Below are 22466 nucleotides of genomic sequence, written 5' to 3'. Positions count from 1 at the left end.
CTCGCGGATCAGCCGACCGAGCGGGCGTCCCGCACCTTCATGGCGTGCTCCAGCAGGGTGATCATCACTTCCTTGGCCGACGCCCGCTCCCGCGCGTCGCAGATCACCACCGGCACGTCCGAGTCGAGGTTCAGCGCCTGACGCACCTCGTCGAGGCCGTACTGCTGACTCCCCTCGAAGGAGTTCACCGCGACGATGAACGGCGTACCACGGCCCTCGAAGTAGTCGACCGACGGGAAACAGTCCGCCAGCCTGCGGGTGTCAGCGAGCACGACGGCGCCGAGTGCTCCGATCGCCAGTTCGTCCCAGACGAACCAGAACCGGTCCTGGCCCGGCGTACCGAACAGGTACAGGACCAGGTCGTCGCTGATGGTGATCCGGCCGAAGTCCATCGCCACCGTGGTGGTGGCCTTCTCCTCGACCCCGGACAGGTCGTCGATACCGATGCCGGTCTCGGTCAGCACCTCCTCGGTGCGCAGCGGCGGCGTCTCGCTCACCGTGCCGACCATTGTGGTCTTACCGACGCCGAACCCGCCCGCGATCAGCACCTTGATCGCGGTGGGCAGCCCGTTGCCGGGCCGGCGGTCAGAGCGCACGGAGTCCATTGATCACCGCCTCGAAGATGCTGTCGTCAGGAAGCGCGCCGGACGCGCGCGGTTCGCGTACCTGGATCAGGTCCCGCTCGACCAGGTCGCCGAGCAGCACCCGGATGGTGCCGAGGGGCAGGTTGAGGTGGGCGGCGATCTCGGCCACCGACAACGGCCGCTGACACAGGCCGACGATGCCGAGATGCTCCGGTCCCAACCCGACATCCGGCGGCGGGACCGCCTGCCTCGCGACCACCAGCGTGATCATGTCGAAGGAACCCGCCGCCGGTCGCGCCCGGCCACGGGTCACCGCGTACGGCCGGACGACCGGTCCGGCCTGCTCGTCAACCCACTGGTCCATGGGGTCGCCCGGCTCGGCCATGGCTCACCTCTCGCCGGGCAGATCCGACACCCGGCTCGGTGAGGTGAGGAACTTCCCGACCCGGGTCACCAGCATCGCCATCTCGTAGGCGACCAACCCGACGTCGGCGTCCTCCGACGCCAGCACCGCGAGGCACGCGTTCGGTCCGGCGGCGGTGACGAACAGGAACGATTGCTCCATCTCGATGATGGTCTGCTGCACCTGCCCGCCGCCGAAGCGCTTGCCGGCGCCCCGGGCCAGACTCTGGATGCCCGCCGCCATGGCCGACAGGTGCTCGCCGTCGTCTCGCCCGAGGCCGCGGGAGGACGCCAGCAACAGGCCGTCGGTGGAGAGGGCGATGGCATGGTCCGCCTGCTTCACCCGACCGACCAGGTCATCAAGCAACCAGGCCAGATCGACGTTCGAAGCCGTCTGCTGCACCACTCGTTGTCCTCTTTCTAGCGGATGTCGCGGTCGTCGCTGGAGGATTCGTCGGCGGCCGTCGCGGGGCGCGGGCCGGCCACCGGTCCGGCACCGGTCCCGGTGCCGGTCGATTCGGATGGGGTGGCGCCGTCGGCGCCCGGACCGTCGCTTGGGACACCGTCGGCGGTTCCGTCGCCGTTGACGGCCGGACCGTCGGTGTCCACAGCGCCGGTGTCGGCATCGGCCGCACGGACGGCTTCCTCGCCCTCGACTGCGAGCAGTTCGGCGGCCGCCGTCCGCCCGCGCCGGGTCCCCGTCTGGTACGAGCTCATCCGTTGCCGGACCTCCTCGGGCGGACGAGCGGCGAGCTCGGCGGGCGCCGGCTCGGCCGGAGCGGGGTTCCGCAGCGGCGCGGCCAGGTTGGCCTGACGGACCCGGACCGGCAGGCCGGCTGAGGTACGGTCGGCGCCACCGTCCGTTGTGGTGGACGCCCGCAGGTCCGGGGCGTCCGGGCCGTCGCCGTCCGACCCGCCGGCACCGCCGGACAGCTCCGACCCGCCGGCACTGCCGGACAGCTCCGACCCGCCGGCACTGCCGGACAGCGGGGAACGTCGACGGCGGGTTGGCAGGGGTGCCGCCTCCGGTACGTGCGGGGCGCCCGGCTGTCCGTCCGGCTCCGCCGGGTCAACATGGCCGATCGGCTCCGCCACATCGGACCGTACGGGGAGTCGGACGGCGCCCGGCTGAAGCGGCAGTTCCGCGGTCGGCGCGCTGATCGCCCGAGCCGTCGCCTCGGCGCTCCCCGGCCGCGGCTCGGCCGGCGCGGTCGCCGTTTCCGCCGGCGCCTCGGGAGCGACCTGGGTCCGTTCGGCGACGGCCAGCGCGCCATGGTTGGTGCCGGGCTGGCCGGTCCGGGCCGGTGCCACCGCGCCGGCGTCGCTCGTCGACCCGTCGACCTCCGGCTCGTCGGGTGCGGCGACGTCGGTCACCAGGACCTGCGGGATGAGCACGACCGCGGTCGTGCCACCGTACGGGGACTCCTTGAGCTGGACCCGGATGTTGTGCCGCTCGGTCAACCGGCTCACCACGAACAATCCCAGCCGGCTCGCGTTCGCCAGGTTGAAGTCGGATCGGTCGACGATCCGGGCGTTGGCCTCGACCAACTCCTGCTCCCCCATGCCCAGACCGCGGTCCTCGATCTCGATGACATACCCGTTGCCGACGACCTGGCCGCGCACCTCCACCGAGGTGTGCGGAGGCGAGAAGGACAACGCGTTCTCCACCAACTCGGCAAGCAGGTGGATCACGTCGCCGACGGCACGGCCGGCGAGGGCTACCGGTCCCAGCGGCAGCACCGTCACCCGCGTGTAGTCCTCCACCTCGGCCACCGCGCCCCGCACCACGTCGATCATGGGTACGTTGCGCCGCCAGGCCCGGCCCGGGGTCGAGCCGGAGAGCACGATGAGGTTCTCGGCGTTGCGCCGCATCCGGGTGGCCAGGTGGTCGACCCGGAACAGGTCCTCCAACTCCTCCGCGTCGTTCTCCCGCCGCTCCATCGCGTCGAGCAGGGAGAGTTGGCGGTGCACCAGGGCCTGCGTCCGTCGGGCCAGGCTGAGGAAGACGTCCCGGACGCTGCGCCGCAGCTCGGCCTGCTCTACGGCGGTCCGGATGGCGGTTTCCTGGACGGCGTTGAACGCCTGACCGACCTGGCCGATCTCGTCCGAACCGAACTCCAACTTGGGTGCCTCGGTGGCCACGTCCACCTGTTCCCCCCGGCCGAGCCGGGTCACCACCGTCGGCAGTCGTTCCTCGGCCAAATTGCGGGCCGCCTCCCGGAGCCGTTCCAGTTGTCGTACCAGGGCGCGGGCCGTGGTGATCGAGACGATGATGGAGGTGACGACCGCCAGCAGGCCCAGACCGGCGGCGAGCACCAACCGCAGCACGACCCCCACGCCGACCGGAGTGGCCCGCTTCACCAGCGAGTCGCCGCCGGCGAGGATCACCCGTTGCAGGTCGGCCATGGCCCCCTCGGCGGCATTGCGCCAGTCGATGGCGCTGACCGGAACGGCCGACCCGGGCCGCGCACGCTGGATGATCCGGTCCTCGATCTCGCGGAACTGACTGAACGAAGGCCCCGCGACCATCTGCTGGTAGCCGGCCCGGTCCCCGCGGGGAAGGGCCGCCGCCGCGTCCTCGGCCAGGAACCGTTGCGCTCCGACGAGACCCGTGAACCTGGCGTACTCGTCGTCGGTGATCGATCCCGCCGCGATCACGCCGGCGACGAGGGCGTCCTCCTGGGAGGCCAGTTCCCGCACCCGCTGCAACTGGATGAGGGCGACGGCGTTCTCCGCGATGTCCTCGTCGTCCAGGCCGCCCATCTCTTCGTACACCTCGAAGAGCGCGGCGATCACGTCGGTGAACGCCTGCGCGGCGGTGGCCCGGTCGACGGACCGGTTGTCCACCGCCGTCCGGGTCTCCGCCAGCCGGTCGAGCTTGCCGATGGCGTCGTCCACCCGCGAGGTCAACTCGGCGTCAGCCGCCAGATCCGCCCGCCAGCTGCGCGCCGACTCCTTGAACCCGTCGGCGAGCTGGATGGTGCGCTGCCGCTTCGCGTCCAGCGCGGCCTGCTGCTGGTCGTTGGGCCGGCCTAGTTGGACCACCGACAGCCGGCGCTCGATCTGCAACTCCGACAGCAGCGGTTCACTCGGTTCGGCGACCGCGACGTCGAGCGTCTGCACCCACAGCAGGTTGAGGCCCTCGCGCAGGGTGACCCAGGCCGCGAACGCCCACAGCGCCACGAGCGACGCCAGCAGGGCGACAATCTTGGTACGCAGGTGGGAACTGCGGGAACCCATCACACCGTCCTGGGTCGGGTCTTCGGTTGGAAGAGTCATCGGAGGCGGCGCTGAGCGCATCGGCCCCGGCGCACGCTAGCAGTGTCGGCCATCGCCGCTCAAGCGTCCCTGATCATGCCATTGGCGAACCGCCTCCACGGCCGGCTCCGGCCCGGTCCGCCTCCGTCAACCATGCTCGTGCCCGATGCTGTGCGGCCAGTGTGGACGATCGGATAATCGCGTCTGGACGGTACAGATCCTTGTCGTGCCACAAGTGTGGCTCGTCGGCCCCGCCGTCGTGCCGCGCCAGCGAGGCGAGGCCACGCCGCACCACCTCCGCCGGCACCGTCCCCGCCGTCGGCATCGCGGTGAGCAGGATCTGCATGGCGTACCCGGTCTCCTCCACGGTCCGTCCGGTGTGTCCCCAGCCGCCGCCGGGCCGTTCGGTGGCCAGCACCCAGTCGACGGCCCGCCGCACCGCGAGCCGCGCCGCCGCCGTCTCGCCGAAGTCGGCGAGGGCAAGGGCCGCGCAGCTCGTCGCGTAGAACGGTGATGCGTGCCAGCGATCGACCCAGCAACCCTCGGCCAGTTGCTGGTCGGTCAGCCAACCGGTCAGCCGTTCGATCACCGGGCGGTACCGGGACCCCGGTTTCGCACCGTGCCGGTGATGCCAGCCGAACGCCTCGAGGACGTGGGCGTTCGTACTCACCGAGGTGCCGTCCTCGCCGGGCCAGGTGCAGAAGTGCCGGCCCAGGTCGTAAGCCCACAGGCTGTCGGGCGGGACCGGGCGGCCCAGCCGGGCCAGGGCGTACAGCACGACGGCGGTGGTGTCGGCGTCGGTGGGCAGCCCCGGCCCGGTGGCGGCGCCGGACGGGCCGAGGGCCGCCACCAGACCGCGCGGCAGCACGTCTGGTACGGCGACCGGCACGCCGGCCCGGGACAGTCCGGCGAGCACCCAGGCGCGTTCGAAGACGGTGATGGGCACGGTGCACGGGGCGAGGTGGAGGTGCCGGTGGACAACCTGGTCGAGGTAGCGCACCACGGTCTCGTCCGCGGGACGGGGTTGGCCCAGCCAGGCGACGGTGGCGGCCGGCGACGCGCCGACCACGCCCGGACCCTCGGGGCGGATGCCGGTCAGCCGCCGGGCACCCTCCCCCAGCACCTCCAGGGCGTGGCGCAGCTTCCTCGGCAGCGACTGGCCCGCGGCGCGGAGCCGGTGCAGCGCGTCGAGCCGGACCCGGGTGAGACCGGCGGGGAGCCGGACGGGTCCGGTGGACGACCGCCCGCCCGGCGGACCGAGCCGGTGGCGGGACCGGTGGTCAATGGCGGCGGCCAACGCCGGGGCGATCAGGTCGACCGCCGGGGTGTCCGGGACCGCCCACACCGGCGCCTCGGTCAGTGACCGCAGTCCCCGCTCCGCCGCGCGCAGCCGCTCGCCCCTCGGGATGGCACCGTCGGCGTCGCGTCCACCGGCGTCGCGTCCGGTGGCGTCGGCGAGCAGCGCCTCGGTGGCGCTGAGGGTGGGCACCAGGCCGTATCCGTCCGGTGGCCCCCAACCGCCGTCCGGTCGTTGCCGGTCCAACAACCAGGTCACCCGTTCGTCGTGTCCGGACAACCACGGCGCCAGGGCCACCAGCCGGGCCGTCTCGTAGACCGACGGGGACACCTGCCCCCACGGGTCCCGCACCAGGGTGGCGAGCAGGTCGTCGGCCGCGGCGCCGACCCCGTCGGCGACCGTCATCCCTCGCCCCAGAAGTCGCTGAGCCGATAGAAGCCGCCGCTGAAGCCGAGCTGCCGGGACAGGTAGTCGGCCTCGGCCGGCCGGGTGACGCGCAGCTTCGACAGCCGCACGCGACACTCCGTCACGAGTTCGGCGAGCACCCGCTCCACCACCGACCGGTCCTCGACCAACGCGATCGCGTTGAGGTCACCCCAGCGAAGGTCCCGCTCGTACGTGGCCAGGTCGTTGATCAGGCGCAGCGCCCGCTGCACGGCACCACTCGCCTCCACCAGCTCCGGCAGCTGCGGGACCAGCGCCGCGTCGCCGCCCCGGATCCAGTGCGAGACGTTGACGATGGTGCAGGCCAGGTTGTCCGCGTTGGCCAGGTAGTCGGCGAGGCTGACGGGCGGATCCCCGGTCACGGGCCCGCCGGCCGCCGCCCGCCAGTCCCATTCCCGGCCCATGGCGTCCAGCACCTTGCGCAGTTCCGCCCGCCAGCTCGCGCGGGCCGCCGGGAACGTCGGTACGGCGGCGAGTTCGTCCCGCAGGTCGGCCAGCAGTCGGGAGAGGTCGTCGCCGGGTTCCGGCTCGGCACCGTCGGCCACCGCGAGGCTCCGGGCGCGCAACGCGTCGATCTCGTTTCGCGTCGCGGCCACGTAGTCGACCTGCCAGTCGACCGCGAATCCCCACAACACACACCGGTTGGCGAAACGGAGGCGGTCCGGAGGGCAGTCCGGGTCGCCGAAGGCGATGGCCTGCGCCACGGCCCCGAACAGGGCCGGGTCGAACGGCCCGGTGGGGAACAGTCCGGGCAGCGTCGCGGCGTACGCCGCCAGCTCCCGCTGGCCGCGTACGGCGAGCGCGCAGATCCGGCCCCGCTCGAGCGCCTGACGTTCCTCAGGATGCGCGCCGACCACGTCAGCTCCGCGCGGGTTGCCGGTGCGCCTCGACCGTCATCACGATCTTCTCTCTGGGCCGCATCGACGCCGCGAGTTGGCGGTGCGGCATCTCGGCGGCGTGCGGCCGGAACCGGAACCGGCTCAGCAGGGTGGCGATGATCAGCGGCGCTTCGAGCTGGAACAGGTACATGCCGATGCAGCTGTGGGCGCCACCACCGAACGGAAGGTACGCCCACCGGTGCGAGCGTTTCGGCGCGTCGGGCGCGAAGCGGTCGGGGTCGAACTCCTGCGGCCGGTCCCAGAACGCCGACATGTGCTGGGTGACGAACGGGCTCATCAGCATGGTGCTGCCGGCGGTGATCCGTACCCCGTTGAGGACGTCGTCCCGGACGGCAGTGCGCGGCACCATCCAGGCCGACGGGTAGTGCCGGACCAGCTCGTCGACGACCTGCCGGGTATAGGTCAGCTCGCCGAGTTGGGCGTAGCTGATCGGCTGGCCCGCGACCACCACCCGGTCGATCTCCGCGTACAGCCGCTCGGCGATGTCCGGGCGGTGGTGCAGGATCGGCCAGAGCCAGGCGAGCACCACGTACGTCGTCTCGGTGGTGGTGGCGAAGGTGGCCACCACGTCGTCCCGCACCGGCCGCTCGGGCAGCAACCGGCCCTGGTCGTCGGTGGCGGTGGCGAGGTTGTGCAGGACGTCGTCGCGGCCGTCCGGGTTCTCCCGCACCCGCCGGATCACCGGCAGCACCAGGTCGTCAATGGCCTTGACGGCGTTGCGGAACGCCCGGTCGCCGGGCATCGGCACGGCGTCGGGGATGAACGGCGCGAGGATGCGCCACCGGACCGACCGGGCGATCACGTCCTGGTGCTGGACGATGAGCATGGCGTCGTCGATGGGGATCCGGTCGCCGAACAGCACCCGGTTGATGGCCAGGCACACCAGCCGGGACACCTCGCGGGCCATCTCGACCTGCTGCCCGGGCGCCAGGGCGTCGGCACCCTCGTTGAGCGCGGCGCTCATGCCGCCGACCAGGGACTCGACCCGCTTGGCGGTGAACATCGGCTGCAGCCGCGCCCGGCTGGCCGCCCAGGGAGCACCCTCGCTCAGGATGCCCTCGCCGAACAACCGTTCCAGCGCCCGCCACATCAGCGAGTCGCCACCCCGGATGTAGTTCCCCTGGTTGTCCCGCAGGACGTGCTGGACGTGGTCGGGGTGACTGATCAGATAGGGCCGCAACGCCCCGAAGTTGAGTCGGACCACCTCCTCCCCGACGTCGTCGGCCACGCCGACCAGGGCATCCATGAGGTCGCGACCGCGACCGGGGATGAGCCGCCGGATGGGAACCAGGCGAGGCTCCCGAGCGGACGGGGTGGGGTCGGACTCAACCACGCAGGATCACCACGAGTTCCCCTTGGTCGCCACCGGGAGCGGGGTCCACCCCTGAGTGGCGAGTCAGTTATTGAGAGTTACGTGGCGACGAGCATTTCATCTCAACGCAGGTATGACTAGGGGTTGTGATGTGAAAACTCTACTAACGGGCCTCCCCGTGCCGAGTGACGCGTTTGCGAGGCTCTGGATTCGAATGGGTCGGGGAATCGCTCGTCGCGGTCGGCCCTGTGCCAAGCTCGGGAGCATGGACGACAGGACGATACTGAGCCGGATCGGCGATCTGGTCGACGAGGAGCACCGCCTGCGGACCCAGGTCCAGCGGGGAGACGTCTCGACCGACGAGGAGCACGCCCGGTTGCGGACCCTGGAGGAGAGCCTGGACCAGTGCTGGGACCTGCTCCGCCGGCGCCGCGCGGCCCGTGCGGCCGGACAGGATCCGGATGCCGCCAACCCGCGCGACGTCGACGAGGTGGAGAAGTACCTCCAGTAGCGACTGCTAGGCCGCCAGGACGGCGGCGACCGCGGGGATCACCCCGTCGGCGGTACGGGTCGGCGCGAACCTGGTCTCGTGCCAGCGCCGGCCGCGGTGCAACCAGACGCTCGGCAGGCCGGTCGCGGCCGCCCCGCCGATGTCCGCCTCCGGCCCGTCCCCGATGATCCAGGCGCTGCGCAGCGGCATCCGGACCCGCTGGGCGGCCAGCGCGAAGATGCGTGGGTTGGGCTTGCTCACCCCGACGTCCTCGGAAATCACCCAGTCCGCCACGTAGCGGTCCAGGCCGGTCTGCCGGATCCTGGTCTCGTCCTGCTGCACCGTGCCGTTGTTCACCACCACCGGAACCCAGCCGGCATCCGTCGCGATCTGCAACGCGCAGGCCACCAGCGGATCGAGCCGGGTACGCCGGATCACGCCGGCACGCAGGTCGTCGACGAGGTCGATCGACGGGATGCGCAGCCGGTAGCGGTCGCGGAGCGCGTCGGCGACATCCCACCGGTCGGTCAGCCCGTCCGCGTCGATCGACAACAGCCAGTCCAGATCGCTCGCGGGAGCGCCGATCTGCTCTAGGAAGGCCCTTCCCCAGTTGCGGAAGGCGCCGGTCCGGTCGAGCAGGGTGTTGTCCAGGTCGAGGAGCAACAACGGCACCTGCGAACCCTACGTGACCTCGCCCCGCGGGCGACAGCCCGGCCACCCACCCGGAATCGCCCCGCGTTACATGTACCACCCACCCGGGCGAGTCACGGCTATCCGGCCCGGACGGCCCGGCGCCCGCCCTGAGTGGGCAGTCGATCGACAAGCATGGTGTGCGCCGATCGGATCCGGTCCAGCTCGGCGGGGTCCAGGGTGGCCACGACCACCGCCTCGCCCAGGTCCGCCGCCCGGCCCAGGGCCCGGCCCTCGGGGTCGTACACCGCGGCACCGCCGTTGAACCGCCACGGGTCGGCACCGCCCACGACGTTCGCGAACACGACGTACATGGTGTTGTCCAGCGCGCGGGCCGCGTAGTAGAGGTCGCGCCGGTGCTCGGAACCGGCGAGGTAGCCGCTCGGGCACAGGTAGCCGTGCGTGCCGTCGAGGGCTGCCGCGCGGGCGTGTTCGGGAAAGCAGCCGTCGTAACAGACGCCGAGGCCGAACCGCCAGTCGTCCAGGACCAGGGTCGCCCCCTCCGTTCCCGGGCTGAACAACTCGCACTCGTCCGGTCCGCAGAGATGCTGCTTGTCGTAGCCCACGCGGGCCTCCCCCGCGGATACGACCAGGGACGAGCAGGTCCGCCGACCGTCGGGGCGACGTACCGCCGCGCCTGTCACCACCACCGCGCCGGTGTCGGCGGTCGCCGCCCGCAGCGGATCCAGCCGCGGATCCGGCACGACACGGTCCCGCTCCACCACGTCCGTGCCGGCGGGATCGGCCCGGAGAGTAGGCGGGTGGTAGGCCGGCAGGAACAGTTCGGGCAGGACGACCAGCCGAGCACCCGAGCCGGCCGCCGCGCGGACCAGCCGGGCGGCCGTCGTGGCGTTGCCGGCGATGTCACCAGGTACGGGTTCGGCCTGCACCGCCGCGACGGTCAGCGGTGTCGCCGGCACCGTCCCCCCGCTCTCCCCATCCGGCCTCATGCCCGGATCGTAGCCCCGCCCCTCTCCCGTCGATCTAGGGCAGATGGTCGTGATTGGAGATCAACTCATGACCATCTGCCCTAGATCGACGGGGAGGGGCGGGCGCTAGCAAGCCGTACGTACGGCTTGCTTAACCCTGTTCCGCCTGGCACATTGGGTTGGTGCCCAGGGTAAGCCAGCATCAACTCGACGCGCGCCGGCAGGAGATCCTCGCCGCGGCGCGGGCCTGTTTCGCCCGGCACGGCTACGAGGGCGCCACGGTTCGACGGCTCGAGGAGGCCACCGGGCTCTCCCGCGGAGCGATCTTCCATCACTTCCGGGACAAGGACTCGCTCTTCCTCGCCGTCGCCGAGGACGACGCGGTGGCGATGGCCGAGACCGTGGCCCGCAACGGTCTGGTCCAGGTGATGCGCGATCTCCTCGACCGGGCCACCAGCCCGGACACGGCCGGTTGGCTGGGCAGCCAACTCGAAGTCTCCCGCCGGTTGCGCACCGACCCGGACTTCGCCAAGCGGTGGGCGCAACGCTCCGCCGCGATCACCGAGGCCACCCGCGAGCGGCTGAACCGGCAACGGGAGGCCGGCGTGCTCCGCGACGACGTACCGATCAAGGTGCTCACCCAGTTCCTCGAGCTGGCGTACGACGGTCTGGTGCTGCACCTCGCGATGGGCCGGCCGGCCGGTGAACTGACCCGCGTCCTCGATCTCGTCGAGGACGCGGTCCGGCGCCCCTGACCGCGCCGCCGCCGGCCGCCCCGGTCACCGCGTCGCTCGCCACACCGGGCCACCGGTTGTGGCGGGGCTGCTCCACAATGGGCCGCGACAGCGGCGGGAGGAGCGGCACATGGTCGGCACGGTACTCGCGGCGGCCGGGGACACCTGGGGTGTCCCCGGACCGACCTTCCTCGCGATCTATCTGACCTTGGCCGCGGCGGCGACGGTCGGAGCGGTCGTCAGCCGGATCCGGGTGAGTGCTCCGGACCCGAACAGCACCGTCGGCGACCACTCCGGACAGCTCCACCCGCAGCAGACCGCATACCTGAACGGTGGGCCCCGGCTGGCGGTCTACACGACCCTCGGCGCGCTCCGCGGCACCGGCTCGATCGACGTACGCGACAAGCGGCTGGCCGTTACCGGCCCGCTGCCGACCGGGGCGACGCCACTGGACCGAGCGGTGCACAACGCCGCCGCCAACGGCGTGCGAGCCCGGGACCTGCAGGCGGACACATGGGTGGTCGGCGCCCTGACGGACGTGCGGCGGGACCTGGAACGGCGCGGCCTGGTGGTCGACCCCGACCGGCGGAAGGCCGTCAGCCGGTTCCGGATGCTGCTCATCCTGGTGTTCGCGCTCGGCGTGGTCCGGCTCTTCGCCGGTCTCGACAACGACCGGCCGGTCGGTTACCTGGCGCTGAGCCTGCTCGGCGTGCTGCTGGCGGCGCTGCTCACCGGGCGGGTGCCCGACCGGACCAGGACCGGACGGGCGACCCTGCGCCGGCTTCGTGACCAGCACCGGCACCTGTCCCCGAGCCAGTCCCCGGCGTACGGAACCTATGGCGCCACCGGTGCGGCACTGGGCATCGCGCTGTTCGGCGCGGCCGCCCTGTACGCCATGGACCCGGTTTTCGCCGGTGAGGCGGAGGTGCTGCGGTCAGCCGGAAACGGCGGCGGTGACAGCGGAGGAAACTGGGGCAGTTGCAGCGGTGGCTCGTGCGACGGGGGCGGGTCCAGCGGCGGTTCCTCCTGCGGTGGTGGTGGCGGTGGCGGCTGCGGCGGTGGCGGATGCGGCGGATGACCGGTCGTCTCGACGGCGTCGGCATCGGCTGGCGGCCGGAGATCCAGGGATTCGTCGCCGAGCTGCCAGGCTTACGGTTTGTCGAGGTGATCGCCGAGTCGCTGCCGGTCGCCGGCCCGCCGCCACCGGGCCTGGCCGCGCTGCTCGATCGGGGAGTGAGCGTCGTACCGCACGGCGTGCGGCTCTCCCTCGGCGGCGCCGAACCGGTGTCGGCCGACCGGGTGGCGCACCTGGCCGGCGTCGCCCAACTGGTCCGGGCACCGCTGGTGAGCGAGCACATCGCCTTCGTACGGGCCGGTGGCATCGAGGTCGGCCACCTGCTGCCACTGCCGCGGACCTGGGAGGCGGTGGCCGCGGTGACCGACAACGTGCGACGCACCCGAGCGGAGCTGCCGGTGCCACTCGCGCTGGAGCCGATAGCGGCCCTGTTCGACTGGCCCGACGACGAGCTGGACGAGGCGGACTTCCTCACCGAGATCCTGGACCGGACGGACGCGCTGCTGTTGCTGGACGTCGCCAACGTGTACGCCAACGCCCGCAACCGCGGTCACGACCCGGTCGCGTTGCTTGACCGCCTGCCGCTGGAGCGGGTCGCGTACGCGCACGTGGCCGGCGGTGCGGTGCGGGACGGGGTTTACCACGACACGCACACCGACCCGGTGCCCGCGCCGGTGCTGGAGCTGATCGGCGAGTTGGCCGCCCGGCGTCCGCCGCCGCCCCTGCTGCTGGAGCGCGACGGGGGATACCCGCCGGCGGCCGAACTGCGTGCCGAACTCGACGCGATCGCCCGCGCAGCCGGGCATCCGACGGTCACATGACCGGCGGGGACCACGCCGACCTTGGCGGGGACCACGCCGACCTCGGCGGGGACCACGCCAACCTCGGCCGGCGGCAGGCCGAACTGGCCGCCGCGCTGACCGCCGGAACGCCGGTCCCAGCGGGCTTCGATTCCCACCGGGTCGGGATCGCCCGTCGGGCCCTGCTGGGCAAGCGGGCAGGTGAGGTCGCCCGGCACTGGCCGCTGCTCGCCGCCGGTCTCGGTCAGCGCTGGATAGCGGAATTCAGCACCTGGGCCGCGACCCGCCCGTCCCGGGGCGGGTTTCGCGACGGCTGGGACCTCGCCCGGGACCTGGCCGCCCGCCGGGCGCTGCCTCCCCTGGCTGCCGAGGAACTCGCGCTCCGCGAGGCCGCTTGGCGGTACGTGGGCGACCGGCCGCCCCGACGGCGCCGGCTGCCGGCCGTCGGCCGGGCCGGCGGCGCCGTGGCGGTTCAGCTCGCCGGCCGGGTACGACTGCTGCGTACCCGCCCGTCGTAGGGCAGGATCGCGGCATGGATCTCGGACTGACCGACCGGGTGTACGTGCTCACCGGCGCGTCCCGCGGCCTCGGGTTCGCCACCGCGCAGTGCCTGGTCGCCGACGGCGCGCGGGTGGTGGTGTCGGCACGGGACGCCGACGCGGTGGCCGACGCGGTGCGGCGACTCGGTCCGGAGCGGGCCCACGGCGTACCGGCCGATCTCGCCGACCCGGACGCCGCCCGACACCTGGTGGCCAGCGCCCGGGACCGGTTCGGCAGGCTGGACGGTGCCCTGCTCTCGGTTGGCGGCCCACCGAAGGGGACCGCCGCCGAGGTGACCGACGACCAGTGGCGCGCCGCCTTCGAGTCGGTGTTCCTCGGTGCCGTCCGGGTGGCCCGGACCGTCGTCGCCGCGCTGACCGACGGCGGCGCCGTCGGCCTCGTCCTGTCCACCTCGGCCCGCTCACCCCTGCCTGGCCTCGGCATCTCCAACGGCCTGCGGCCCGGGCTCGCCGGGGTGGCCAAGGACATGGCCGACGAGTTCGGGCCGCGCGGCGTGCGGGTGTTCGGACTGCTGCCCGGACGGATCATGACGGACCGCAACCGGGAGTTGTTCGCGGCGACCGGCGACCCGGAGAAGGCGCGGGCCGAGGCGGAGGCCGCCATCCCGTTGCGTCGCATCGGAGAGCCCGCCGAGTTCGGTCGGGTCGCGGCGTTCGCCCTCTCCCCCGCGGCCGGTTACCTGACCGGGCTCACCATCCCGGTCGACGGCGGAGCGCTACGCGCTCTCTGAGCGGCCGGTCGACGAGTCTGCGCTAGGGTGGCCGGTCATGGGAGCCATCCGCCCGGTCCACGCCGCCATCTGCGCGATGTCCTGCCTGCTGCTGGTGACCGCGCTGGTCGCGGTGACGGTCGCCGTCGTCCGGCAGCGCCGTCGTCGGTGACCGGAGCCGGTGTGCGGCAGGTCGCTGGCCGGGTCGCGGCCGGCGGCCGACCATTGAGATATGCCTCGTGCCGCGTCCCGCCCACCGCCGACCACCTCTCCGGCCATCGAGCAGCGCCGCGACGCCGGCCGCGACGCCATGCGTGTCGGTGAGGTTCGGCACGTCCCGCCGAAACCAAGTCGGGCCGAGGTGGCGGCCGCCGCCGGCCGAACGATCCCGGACGTGATCGCACCCGACCTGGCGGTGTTGTTCTGCGGCATCAACCCGGGCCTCTACTCCGGCGCCACCGGCCTGCACTTCGCCCGGCCGGGTAACCGGTTCTGGCCGGCGCTGCACCGGGGCGGATTCACCGACCGGGAGCTGCGGCCGTGGGAGTCGGCGGAGTTACTGGCTCGGGGCATCGGGGTGACGAATCTGGTGGCGCGGGCCACGGCACGGGCCGACGAACTGCGCCCACCGGAGCTGACCGCCGGAGCCGCCGGACTGACCGCGAAGGTACGCCGGTACCGGCCGGTCTGGGTGGCGGTGGTCGGCATCACGGCGTACCGGACGGGTTTCCGCCGTCCCACCGCGGCGATCGGCGAACAGCCCGAGCGGATCGGTGCCGCCCGGCTGTGGGTGCTGCCCAACCCCAGCGGCCTGAACGCCCACTTCACCGCCGCAACGCTTGCCGACGCCTTCCGGGAGCTGCGTCGAGCGATGGCTGCTTGATCAGCGCCTGCCGTTCCGGCGCGGGCCTCGTGGATCGTGGATTCCTGGTGCCCTTCCCGGGGCACCAGGAATCCACGATCCACCGATGGGGGCCGTCACCGGGAGGCCCCTCCCTCGGGCGGGCCGAGCAGTGCGGCCGGATCACCGCTGTAGGCGGCGGCGCGCTCGGCGAGCAGGGCGCCGAACACCCCGTTGGGTCGCTGGCAGTCCAGGCACAGGAAGTTGTGGTCGAGCCGACGACCGCCGCAGTGCTCGCACGGGCCCTGGTCGCGCGGATCGTGGTATCCGTCCAACGCGGCCACCAGCGCGCGGGCGACCGGGGCGCTGAGGCTGAGCCGCGCCGCCTGGCCGGGCACCGCCACCTCGACGGCGCCGAGCGGTTTCGCCGCCGGGTCGTACGCGTCGATGCGGGCCACGAACCGGTCCAGCGCGACAAGCACGTCGTCGAGACTTGTCTGGGTCATGCTGACGACCTTAACCGCCGCTGCGACCAGCCCGACCGGCCCGCTGCCCTTCGGAGCCGGACCGGCTCGCACCGTGCTGTCAGTTGTTGGCGGCGGCGGGCGGCAGGGCCTCGTCGGCCACCACGTACTCGTGCATGGGAATCGTGGTGATCGGCTCGGGGCTCTCGGCGACCAGCGGCGCGGGCGAGTCGGCGACGGCGAACTGGGTGCGGTACAGCTCGGCGTACAGGCCGCCGACCGCGACCAGCTCGTCGTGCTTGCCCCGCTCGACGATCCGCCCGTCGTCCAACACCAGGATCTGGTCGGCTTCCCGGACGGTGGACAGCCGGTGGGCGATAACCAGCGCGGTGCGACCGGTCAACGCGACCGACAGGGCCCGCTGCACCGCGGCCTCGGACTCGGAGTCGAGATGCGCCGTCGCCTCGTCCAGCACCACGATCGACGGCGCCTTGAGCAGTAGCCGAGCGATCGCGATGCGCTGCTTCTCGCCGCCGGAGAACCGGTAGCCGCGCTCGCCGACCACCGTCTGCAAGCCGTCGGGCAGCGATCGGACCAGGTCGGCGATCTGGGCCCCGCGTAGTGCCGCCCACAACTCGTCGTCGGTGGCGTCCGGTTTGGCGTACCGGAGGTTCTCCGCGATGGTCTCGTGGAACAGGTGAGAGTCCTGGGTGACCACGCCGATCTCGTCACGCAGCGACCCGAGGGTGGCGTCCCGGACGTCGACGCCGCCGACCCGCACCTCGCCGTCGGTCACGTCGTACACCCGCGACAGCAGCATTGAGGTGGTCGACTTACCGGCCCCGGACGGGCCGACAAGCGCCACCATCTGACCGGGCTCGACGGTGAACGAGACGCCCTTGAGGACCGGATCGTTTACCTGCCGGTCGAGGGCGGCCACGTCCTCCAGGGAGGCGAGCGACACCTCCGAGGCGCTCGGATAGCGGAACCGGACGTCCCGGAACTCCACCCGCCCGTCGCCGCGCGGGACGGGCACCGCGTCCGGCTTCTCCGCTATCGACGGGCTCAGGTCCAGCACCTCGAACACCCGGTCGAAGGAGACCAGGGCGCTCATCACGTCGACCCGCACGTTTGACAGCGCGGTCAACGGCCCGTACAGCCGGGTGAGCAGCAGGGCGAGGGTGACCACGGTGCCGGCGCTTACCGCGCCGGTGACCGCCAGCCAGCCGCCCAACCCGTAGGTGAGCGCCTGGGCGAGCGAGGCGACCAGCAGCATGGCGACGAAGAAGGTACGCGAGTACATGGCTGACTGGATGCCGATGTCGCGGACCCGGGTGGCCCGCTGGGCGAACCGGTCCGCCTCTGCCTCGGGCCGGCCGAACAGCTTGACCAGCAGGGCGCCGGAGACGCCGAACCGTTCGGTCATGGTGGCGTTCATCTTGGCGTCGAGGTTGTAGGACTCGCGGGTGATCTCGGCGAGTCGACGCCCCACCCGACGGGCCGGGATGATGAAGATCGGCAGCAGCACCAGGGACAACGCGGTTATCTGCCAGGACAGGGTGAACATCACCGCGGCGGTGAGAAGCAACTGGATGACGTTGCTCACCACACCGGACAGCGTGCTGGTGAACGCGCGCTGGGCGCCGAGCACGTCGTTGTTGAGCCGGCTGACCAGGGCACCGGTCTGAGTGCGGGTGAAGAACTGCAGCGGCATCCGCTGCACGTGGTCGTAGACCTTGGTGCGCAGGTCGAGGATGATCCCCTCGCCGATGCGGGCCGAGTACCACCGCTGGGCCAGGGAGAACAGCGCGTCGGCGACCGCCAGCGCGGCGATCACCAGGGCCAGCCGTACGACTGTGGAACCGGCCTCGGCGCCGCCCCTGGTGATCGCGTCGATCACCGAGCCGGCGAGCACCGGGGTGGCCACCCCGATCACCGCCGCAATCACCACGGTGATCAGGAAGACGACGATGTCGCGGCGGTACGGGTGGGCGAACGAGACGATGCGACGGCTCGTGCCGGACCGCACCCGGTGCCCGGACACCTCGTCCTTGCTGCGCATCGACCGGATCATGGACCAACCGCCGCCCATGCCGCCGCCCATCGGATGGCTCACCGGTCACCTCCGTGTCGCCCACGACGTCCATCTCCAGAACGCCATACCCAGGAAGGCCGACGCCGGACCACCGGTCGGACATCGGTCCACGGGTCGAGTCTCCCCGCCCCCTACGACAACCTCACAGGTAACCATTATCTTCCCAGGCGGTCCTTACCCGCCGGGCACCCGTCGGCACCTTCCACGCCCCCGACCGCAAGCCTCCCACGGCCCAGGCGACAAGCGTTCCACGGCCCAGGCAACGATTCCCGGGCCGGGCACGATCCAGGGGCCGAGCGGCCGGGGCTCCGGTCGACAGCCGGCGGAGCGCCGGTTACTCACCCAGGCCGGCGATGTCCCGCAGCCGCCGCACCTGCGCCTCCCGTTCGGCCCGCTGCTGGTCGGCGGGCGAACGCCGGGCGGCACCGGCCAGCAGCGCCTTGATCTCCACCACGGCGTCCCGGTTCGCGGCGAGGATGGCGGCGGTCAGGTCGGCCGTTGCCGACTCCAGGTCGGTCGCCGGCACCACCAGGTTGGCCAGCCCGAGCCGGTCCGCCTCGGCGGCGGCCAACCGGCGACCGGTGACGCAGATCTCCAGTGCCCGGGAGTAGCCGACCAGATCCACAAGCCGTCCGGTCCCGGCCAGGTCGGGCACCAGGCCGAGGGTCACCTCGGCCATTGACAGGCTGGCGTCGTCGGCGACGATTCGCAGGTCGCAGGCGATCGCGAGCTGGAAGCCGGCGCCTATCGCGTGGCCCCGCACCGCCGCGACCGAGATGAGGTCCGGCCGGTGCAGCCAGGTGAAGGCGTCCTGGAACTCCGCGATGCGGTCCGCCGCCTGGTCCGGCGGAAGCGTGGTCAGCTCCGCGAAGGATCCGTCACCGACACCGCGGGCGACCGCGAGATCCAGTCCCGCGGAGAATGCCCGACCCTCGCCGCGCACGACGACCACCCGGACGTCGGCCGGCAGGTCTCGCGCGAAGGCTCGGAGAGCCAGCCACATCGCGGGCGTCTGGGCGTTGAGGACGTCGGGCCGGCACAACGTCACTGTCGCCACCGGCCCGTCGCGTTCCAGCCGCACCCCGACGTCGGCGGTCACCGGGCTCCCCGGAATGCCGCGCGGGTCGCGGACCGAACTGTCGGGCGGGTCACGCCTTCTTGCGCCGACGGGCTCCGCCGCGCTGGCGCAGCTGCACACCGGACTCGGTGAGCACCCGGTGGATGAACCCGTAGGACCGGCCGGTCGAGGCCGCGAGGGCGCGGATGCTCTCGCCGGACGTGTACCGCTTGACCAGGTCCTTGGCGAGCGTCTGACGCTCGGTCCCGACGATCCGGCGACCCTTCTCAGTGCTGGTGGCTGTGCCGGTGGCTGCCATGTTGATTCCTCACGTCCCAGACTGTGCGGTTCGATACGGTCACACCTATTAGACCGCCTCGGACGATCATGCGCCAGATATCAACTCTTCGCCAACCGACACGCACGACACTGTCGCAATCCCGTCAGCATGAGCAGCTAATACGCCGGGGCGTAAGCAATCGATTTCAGTTACCGAGAGTGACCATTACGCCAGCTCCACCAACTCCAGCAGATCATCGCTCCACGCGTCCTCGTCGCCGTCGGGGAGCAGGATCGCCCGGTCCGGCTTGAGCGCCAGCACGGCACCGGGGTCGTGGGTCACCAGGACGATCGCACCCGGGTACCGGGCGATCGCGTCCAGCACCTGCTCCCGGCTGACCGGGTCGAGGTTGTTCGTCGGCTCGTCCAGCAACAGCACGTTGGCGCCCGAACAGACCAGGGTGGCCAGCGCCAGCCGGGTCTTCTCCCCGCCCGAGAGCACTCCGGCGGGCTTGTCGACGTCGTCCCCGGAGAAGAGAAAGGCGCCGAGGATCTTGCGTAGGTCAGTGTCCGACTGCTCGTACGCGGCGCTGCGCATGTGGTCCAGCACCGTGCGCTCCACGTCCAGGGTCTCGTGCTCCTGGGCGTAATAGCCGAGGCGGAGGCCGTGCCCCGGCCGCACCTCGCCGGTGTCCGACTCCACCAGCCCGCCGAGGATCCGCAGCAGGGTGGTCTTACCGGCGCCGTTCAGCCCGAGGATGGCCACCCGGGAACCGCGGTCGACCGCCACGTTGACGTCCGTGAAGATCTCCAGCGAGCCGTACGACTTGGACAGGCCGGACGCCGTCAACGGCGTCTTCCCGCACGGCGCCGGGTTCGGGAACCGGACCTTGGCCACCTTGTCGGAGACCCGCTCCTCCTCCAGGCCGGACAGCAGCCGCTCCGCCCGACGGGCCATGTTCTGGGCGGCGACCGTCTTGGTGGCCTTGGCCCGCATCTTGTCCGCCTGGGCCATCAGCGCCCCGGCCTTCTTCTCCGCGTTCGCCCGCTCCCGGCGGCGCCGCCGCTCGTCGGTCTCCCGCTGTTCCAGGTACGCCTTCCAGCCGAGGTTGTAGACATCCACCACCGATCGGGTGGCGTCCAGGAACCAGACCTTGTTTACCACCGATTCCAGCAGTGCGGCGTCGTGGCTGATCACGATGAGGCCGCCCTTGTGGTTGGCCAGGAAGCCGCGCAGCCAGGCGATCGAGTCGGCGTCGAGGTGGTTGGTCGGTTCGTCCAGCAGCAGGATGCCGCCGCCGTTCTCACCGGCGTCCCGGAACAGGATGCGGGCCAGCTCGATGCGTCGCCGCTGGCCACCGGAGAGGGTGCCGATCGGCTGGGCCAACGCCCGGTCCGGCAGGCCGAGGTTGGCGCAGATCCGGGCCGCCTCGGCCTCGGCCGCGTACCCGCCCAGGGAGGCGAACTGGTCCTCCAGGGCTCCGTACCGGCGGACCAGCTTGTCGCCGGTGTCCTCGGTGAGGCGCTCCTCGAGGGCCTTCATCTCGGCCATCAACACGTCCAGTCCCCGGGCGGACAGCACCCGGTCCCGGCCGGTGACCTCCAGGTCGCCGGTACGCGGGTCCTGCGGCAGGTAGCCGACAGCGGTGCGCCGGTCGATCTGGCCCGCGTACGGCTGCCCCTCGCCGGCCAACACCTTCAGCGTGGTGGTCTTGCCGGCACCGTTGCGGCCGACCAGGCCGATCCGGTCGCCGGGCTGGACCCGCAGGGTGGCCTCGGACAACAGGATCCGCGACCCGGCGCGCAGTTCCAGCCCGGTTGCAGTGATCATTTCGGAAGACTCGCTCTCGGTAGGGCTGACTCAGGGCACACGGCAGCGCCGACGAGGAACGGTCCTCTCGCCGGCGCGGGGCGGATCAGCCTTCGCAGAGCAGCACCAGGCCATTGTACCGGGCACCGGACCGGCGGCCCGCCGGATTACCGACCAAGATCATCGGGTACGGAGTCGCCCAGCCGGGCATTGGCCGGGACATATGTCGGGCGAGCGTGTTTGTCGATCGACGATCGGGGTTTCGATGGAGCTGAACGACAATGCCGACCTGCGGTCCGGGCAGGTCGAGGACCAACGGGGCTCGGGCGGGGGTGGCGGGCGCGGCGGCATCCCCATCCCGATCGGCGGCGGCCGCGGCGGGCTGATCGGAATCATCCTCACCGTGCTGGTCGCGCTGGTCGGGGGTGGGTTCGGGCTGAACGCCATGACCGGCGGCGAGTCGGAGACCGACAACTCCTCGCTGGAACAGAAGTGCGCCAAGAGCAACCCGGACAGGTTCCAGAACGTCGACTGCCGCAACTGGCTCTACGTCCAGTCGATCCAGACCTTCTGGGAGCAGGCGACGCCCGAGTACTTCGACCGGCCGTACGAGCCGACCACGACCCGGTTCTTCTCCGGCGCCGTGAACACCGGCTGTGGTCAGGCCGACTCGGGAGTGGGACCGTTCTACTGTCCGGCCGACTCGCACGTCTACATCGACCTGACGTTCTACGGCGAACTGTCCGACAAGTTCGGGGCCAGCGGCGAGTTCGCCGCGCCGTACGTCCTGGCCCACGAGTACGGCCACCACATGCAGAACCTGCTGGGCACCAACGCCCGTGCCCAGGAGGGCGGCCAGTCCGGACCCGAGTCGGGCTCGGTCCGCCTGGAACTGCAGGCCGACTGCTACGCGGGCGTCTGGGCGCACCACGCCACGGAGACCAAGGAGCCCAACGGCGAGGCCCTGTTCAAGACGATCACCGACCAGGACATCCAGGAGGCGGTCACCACCGCCGAGGCGATCGGCGACGACACCATCCAGGAGCGCTCGGGCCGCGGGGTCGACCCGGACGCCTTCACCCACGGCACCTCCGCCCAGCGGAAGAAGTGGTTCCTGCAGGGCTACAACGGTGGTGACCCGCGGAACTGCGACACGTTTCGTGGCAGTCTCTGATCCGTCGATGACCTAAGGCACGCGATATGCGGCATGTCGCGGTATCCGAAGATCCGGGTGCCGCGACATGCCACGAACAAAGTGGATCATGAGATGTCCGGCCGATCAGCCGGCGGGAAGCGGGTCGCCGCACACCCGCCAGGCGCCCCGGTCCGGGACCACCCGGAACACCTGCGGGGCCGTCGTACCACTCGGGTCGGCGAGGGTCAGGCGAACGGTGAACCCGCCGGCGCCGCCGTCCTCGATCGCCTCGATCTGGTACGACCGGACCGCGGGTCGCCCCGCGACGCTGTCGACGAACTCCTCCCGGTCGAACCGTTCCCGGGTGTCGGCGCACAACCCGTCGTACGCCGCACCGTAGTCACCGGCGATCAACCGGCCGACGAAGGCGTCGGTGGCGATCCGGACCGCGGTGGCGGGCTCCTGCGCCGGCCGGAAGAGGAACCAGCCACCGATGCCGAGCAAACCGCAGACCAGGAGCAGGGCCAGTCCGGCGGCCCATGTCAGCGGGCGGCGCGGCGCGTGCTCGGCCCGGGGTTCGTGAGGCATGCGCCGCAGGGTA

The 22466-nt window shown here is 71.8% G+C and carries 21 protein-coding genes and 2 pseudogenes; 8 read left to right on the top strand and 15 right to left on the bottom strand.

Annotated elements, in window-relative coordinates; translation table 11 throughout:
* Window positions 1-8 precede the first annotated feature (8 nt).
* From ACFQUZ_RS20055 to ACFQUZ_RS20025, 7 genes and pseudogenes are all read right to left on the bottom strand, one after another.
* Window positions 9-605, bottom strand: a complete 597-nt coding sequence (locus tag ACFQUZ_RS20055) for an ATP/GTP-binding protein (RefSeq protein ID WP_377444324.1) — start codon at window positions 603-605, stop codon at window positions 9-11.
* Entirely contained in the window at window positions 586-969 is a 384-nt protein-coding gene (locus ACFQUZ_RS20050) for a DUF742 domain-containing protein (protein ID WP_377444321.1), read from the bottom strand. Before ACFQUZ_RS20050 ends, ACFQUZ_RS20055 begins: the two co-directional genes overlap by 20 nt.
* Window positions 970-972: 3 nt before the next feature.
* Window positions 973-1392, bottom strand: coding sequence for a roadblock/LC7 domain-containing protein (locus ACFQUZ_RS20045; protein WP_377444319.1), 420 nt, complete (start codon window positions 1390-1392; stop codon window positions 973-975).
* 758 nt (window positions 1393-2150) lie between these two features.
* Window positions 2151-4226, bottom strand: a pseudogene (locus tag ACFQUZ_RS20040) (nitrate- and nitrite sensing domain-containing protein); the annotation flags it as partial.
* Between the two features lie 112 nt (window positions 4227-4338).
* Window positions 4339-5946: a prenyltransferase/squalene oxidase repeat-containing protein gene (locus tag ACFQUZ_RS20035; RefSeq protein WP_377444316.1), complete on the bottom strand. Its 1608-nt coding sequence runs from the start codon at window positions 5944-5946 to the stop codon at window positions 4339-4341.
* Complete coding sequence (locus ACFQUZ_RS20030) at window positions 5943-6842, bottom strand: terpene synthase family protein (protein ID WP_377444313.1); 900 nt, start codon at window positions 6840-6842, stop codon at window positions 5943-5945. The genes ACFQUZ_RS20035 and ACFQUZ_RS20030 overlap by 4 nt, the downstream gene beginning before the upstream one ends.
* Before the next feature lies 1 nt (window position 6843).
* Window positions 6844-8217: a cytochrome P450 gene (locus tag ACFQUZ_RS20025; RefSeq protein WP_377444311.1), complete on the bottom strand. Its 1374-nt coding sequence runs from the start codon at window positions 8215-8217 to the stop codon at window positions 6844-6846.
* 244 nt (window positions 8218-8461) lie between these two features.
* Between ACFQUZ_RS20025 and ACFQUZ_RS20020 the strand changes: the two genes are divergently transcribed.
* Complete coding sequence (locus ACFQUZ_RS20020; RefSeq protein ID WP_377444309.1) at window positions 8462-8707, top strand: DUF2630 family protein; 246 nt, start codon at window positions 8462-8464, stop codon at window positions 8705-8707.
* Window positions 8708-8713: 6 nt separating this feature from the next.
* Here the strand turns inward: ACFQUZ_RS20020 and ACFQUZ_RS20015 are convergent, their stop codons facing one another.
* Together ACFQUZ_RS20015 and ACFQUZ_RS20010 are read right to left on the bottom strand one after the other, a co-directional pair.
* Window positions 8714-9358: an HAD family hydrolase gene (locus ACFQUZ_RS20015; protein ID WP_377444306.1), complete on the bottom strand. Its 645-nt coding sequence runs from the start codon at window positions 9356-9358 to the stop codon at window positions 8714-8716.
* Window positions 9359-9456: 98 nt separating this feature from the next.
* Entirely contained in the window at window positions 9457-10326 is an 870-nt protein-coding gene (locus ACFQUZ_RS20010) for a carbon-nitrogen hydrolase family protein (RefSeq protein WP_377444303.1), read from the bottom strand.
* A gap of 161 nt (window positions 10327-10487) precedes the next feature.
* On the opposite strand from ACFQUZ_RS20010, the gene ACFQUZ_RS20005 reads away from it, so the two are divergent.
* The 6 genes and pseudogenes from ACFQUZ_RS20005 to mug all read left to right on the top strand — a co-directional run bounded on the left by ACFQUZ_RS20005 (window position 10488) and on the right by mug (window position 15067).
* Entirely contained in the window at window positions 10488-11060 is a 573-nt protein-coding gene (locus ACFQUZ_RS20005; protein ID WP_377444300.1) for a TetR/AcrR family transcriptional regulator, read from the top strand.
* Window positions 11061-11169: 109 nt separating this feature from the next.
* Window positions 11170-12117, top strand: coding sequence for a TIGR04222 domain-containing membrane protein (locus tag ACFQUZ_RS20000; protein ID WP_377444297.1), 948 nt, complete (start codon window positions 11170-11172; stop codon window positions 12115-12117).
* The gene (locus ACFQUZ_RS19995; protein WP_377444295.1) at window positions 12114-12935 is read left to right on the top strand and encodes a DUF692 domain-containing protein; all 822 of its coding nucleotides are present in this window, start codon (window positions 12114-12116) and stop codon (window positions 12933-12935) included. The genes ACFQUZ_RS20000 and ACFQUZ_RS19995 overlap by 4 nt, the downstream gene beginning before the upstream one ends.
* Window positions 12932-13433, top strand: a pseudogene (locus ACFQUZ_RS19990) (hypothetical protein); the annotation flags it as partial. The gene ACFQUZ_RS19995 and the pseudogene ACFQUZ_RS19990, both read left to right, overlap by 4 nt.
* A gap of 13 nt (window positions 13434-13446) precedes the next feature.
* Window positions 13447-14205 carry an SDR family oxidoreductase gene (locus tag ACFQUZ_RS19985; RefSeq protein WP_377444292.1) on the top strand — a complete coding sequence of 253 codons (759 nt, stop codon included), beginning with the start codon at window positions 13447-13449 and terminating at the stop codon, window positions 14203-14205.
* 289 nt (window positions 14206-14494) lie between these two features.
* Entirely contained in the window at window positions 14495-15067 is a 573-nt protein-coding gene (mug, locus tag ACFQUZ_RS19980) for a G/U mismatch-specific DNA glycosylase (protein ID WP_377444369.1), read from the top strand.
* Between the two features lie 95 nt (window positions 15068-15162).
* Here the strand turns inward: mug and ACFQUZ_RS19975 are convergent, their stop codons facing one another.
* The 5 genes from ACFQUZ_RS19975 to ACFQUZ_RS19955 all read right to left on the bottom strand — a co-directional run bounded on the left by ACFQUZ_RS19975 (window position 15163) and on the right by ACFQUZ_RS19955 (window position 20751).
* Window positions 15163-15531 (bottom strand): hypothetical protein, encoded by a 369-nt coding sequence (locus tag ACFQUZ_RS19975; RefSeq protein WP_377444289.1) that lies wholly within the window; start codon window positions 15529-15531, stop codon window positions 15163-15165.
* Between the two features lie 79 nt (window positions 15532-15610).
* Window positions 15611-17593, bottom strand: coding sequence for an ABC transporter ATP-binding protein (locus tag ACFQUZ_RS19970; protein ID WP_377444367.1), 1983 nt, complete (start codon window positions 17591-17593; stop codon window positions 15611-15613).
* A gap of 325 nt (window positions 17594-17918) precedes the next feature.
* Window positions 17919-18683: an enoyl-CoA hydratase/isomerase family protein gene (locus ACFQUZ_RS19965; RefSeq protein WP_377444287.1), complete on the bottom strand. Its 765-nt coding sequence runs from the start codon at window positions 18681-18683 to the stop codon at window positions 17919-17921.
* Window positions 18684-18732: 49 nt separating this feature from the next.
* Complete coding sequence (locus ACFQUZ_RS19960; RefSeq protein ID WP_095566055.1) at window positions 18733-18960, bottom strand: helix-turn-helix domain-containing protein; 228 nt, start codon at window positions 18958-18960, stop codon at window positions 18733-18735.
* Between the two features lie 186 nt (window positions 18961-19146).
* Window positions 19147-20751 carry an ABC-F family ATP-binding cassette domain-containing protein gene (locus ACFQUZ_RS19955; protein ID WP_377444285.1) on the bottom strand — a complete coding sequence of 535 codons (1605 nt, stop codon included), beginning with the start codon at window positions 20749-20751 and terminating at the stop codon, window positions 19147-19149.
* 244 nt (window positions 20752-20995) lie between these two features.
* On the opposite strand from ACFQUZ_RS19955, the gene ACFQUZ_RS19950 reads away from it, so the two are divergent.
* On the top strand, window positions 20996-21904 hold the full coding sequence (locus ACFQUZ_RS19950; RefSeq protein ID WP_377444282.1) for a neutral zinc metallopeptidase: 909 nt from the start codon (window positions 20996-20998) through the stop codon (window positions 21902-21904).
* A gap of 105 nt (window positions 21905-22009) precedes the next feature.
* Here the strand turns inward: ACFQUZ_RS19950 and ACFQUZ_RS19945 are convergent, their stop codons facing one another.
* A complete protein-coding gene (locus tag ACFQUZ_RS19945) occupies window positions 22010-22453 on the bottom strand; it encodes a hypothetical protein (protein WP_377444280.1) in 444 nt (147 codons plus the stop codon).
* Window positions 22454-22466 lie beyond the last annotated feature (13 nt).

The organism is Plantactinospora sp. GCM10030261, assembly GCF_042666615.1.
Lineage (GTDB): Bacteria > Actinomycetota > Actinomycetes > Mycobacteriales > Micromonosporaceae > KBS50.
Note: the sequence above shows the minus strand (reverse complement) of the source record. Positions and strands in the feature narration are given on the sequence as shown.